We start from the raw sequence: 1856 nt of genomic DNA, 5'->3' as shown, positions 1-1856 counted from the left end.
TTGCTGACCGCGATGGAAGCGGCTTCCGGCGCCGCGAAGGGCCGCATTCTCTCCGTCCTGCCGCACGTCGATGGTGGCCGCCAGGCCCTCGACGCCGTTGTCACGGCCACGCAGGATGCGGACGCCGCGGTGAAGCAGACGGCGCTGCAAGCGCTGGCGGACTGGAAACAGGTCCAGGCGCTGAATCCGATACTGGACGCCTGGAAGGCCAATGCCACGCCGGAAACGTGCGATATGCTCCTGCGCGGCTATGCGCGCATCGTCCGCGAATCGGACCGGTCTGACGGCAAAAAGCTGCAACTCCTGGACAACGCGACCGCCGTCGCGGGAACGACCGAACAGAAACGTATCCTTATGAACGCGGTCAGACAATTCCGGACTGTCGGAGCCTTGCGCATGCTCGAGGGATTCCTGAACGAGCCCGCGCTTCAGGCGGACGCCGCGGCGGTCATGGCGCAGATGGCGTGTCCGCAGGACGAAAAGGACACGGGATTGCGCGCGTATGCCGTTGCGCGCGCCCTGACAAAGGCGCTGCCTTTTCTCGCCGATGAAGGCCTGCGAGGCAAGGCGCAGCAACACATCGCCGCCATGCCGCTACCCGACGCCGAGGGCTTTGTGCCGCTGTTCAACGGCACCGACCTGACCGGCTGGACGGGGGACCTCGCGGGCTACGCGGCGCAGGACGGGACCCTCGTATGCAAGGCGACAAGCCACGCAAATCTCTATACCGATTGTGATTACACGGACTTCGTGTTGCGCCTGGAATTCCGGCTCGCGCCCGCCGCGAACAACGGTATTGGCCTGCGCACGCCCCTGTACGGCCACGCGGCATATGAAGGACTCGAGGTCCAAGTGCTCGACGATAGCGCACCCCAGCACGCCGACTTGAAACCCCATCAGTATCACGGTTCCCTGTACGGGCTGGTGGCCGCGAAACGGGGATACCTTAAGCCCGCAGGCGAATGGAACGAACAGGAGATTTCGGCGCAGGGCATGCACATCGTTATCAAGCTGAACGGCGCGACAATTCTGGATACGGACCTCGAACAGTTCCGTACGGTGGCCGCGCCTGACGGGAAGGAGCACCCCGGCTTGTTCAACAAGTCGGGACGCATCGCGTTCCTCGGGCACGGCGCACAGGTGGAGTACCGGAACATCTGGATCAAGGAACTGGAATGACCGTCCGCGCGTTCTCAGGTCATCAAGGAAAAGACGCCAATCAGCAGTGCCGTCGTCAGCGGGATCATCAGGTTATCATCGGGGTACAGGCGGAATAGCCACACCGTCGCCTTGTGGAAGACCGCGCGCTGCAACCGTCGGGTCACCGGATGAACCATCTGCACCCAGTATTTCGTGTAGCTCTCGACCAATGCCACGATCAATCCGATACCGGCGATATGTTCCCAGTGCAGCGGGCTTTCAATGTGCCAGCTAATCCCCCACAGCACGAGGAAACTCGACGCAAAGAACGCGAGCAGGCCCAACACGCGTTCATTGCCAATACCGCGCTTCGCAAGGTGGTACCGCGTCCACGCCGCGGCTGGGTCAGCCACGCCCAATACCGCCAGCGACATGACCAGCGTCGCCTCGCGGCACCAGCCGAAACGATGTGCTGTGATGAGTATCGACGCGGCGGCCAGATAGTAAGTGGACGCGTTAAAGTGGCTCCGCTCGACCTGACGCATCAGCCCCCCGTAGAAAGGCAGTCCGGCGACCACCCGGTTCATCCGCGGCGAATAGAAACGCATCAGGTCGACCGTGAACGCAATTGCGGTCTCCGCCCAGGCAAAGAAGACCATGACGTCAAGCCCGGAGACGGGACGGGGCAGCGGCAGGTCCTTCCAGGAGTAGTAAAC

General features: G+C 62.7%; 2 protein-coding genes. One reads left to right on the top strand and one right to left on the bottom strand.

Annotation, left to right across the window (positions count from 1 at the left end; all coding sequences use genetic code 11):
- Window positions 1-1179, top strand: a 1179-nt coding sequence (locus KA184_14820; protein ID MBP8130849.1) for a DUF1080 domain-containing protein, incomplete at its 5' end; no start/stop codon positions are given.
- 14 nt (window positions 1180-1193) lie between these two features.
- Here the strand turns inward: KA184_14820 and KA184_14815 are convergent.
- A partial coding sequence (locus KA184_14815) for a hypothetical protein (GenBank protein ID MBP8130848.1) occupies window positions 1194-1856 on the bottom strand: 663 nt, incomplete at its 5' end.

The organism is Candidatus Hydrogenedentota bacterium, assembly GCA_018005585.1.
Taxonomy (GTDB): Bacteria; Hydrogenedentota; Hydrogenedentia; order Hydrogenedentales; family JAGMZX01; genus JAGMZX01.
This window is presented reverse-complemented; position numbering and strand designations above follow the sequence as displayed.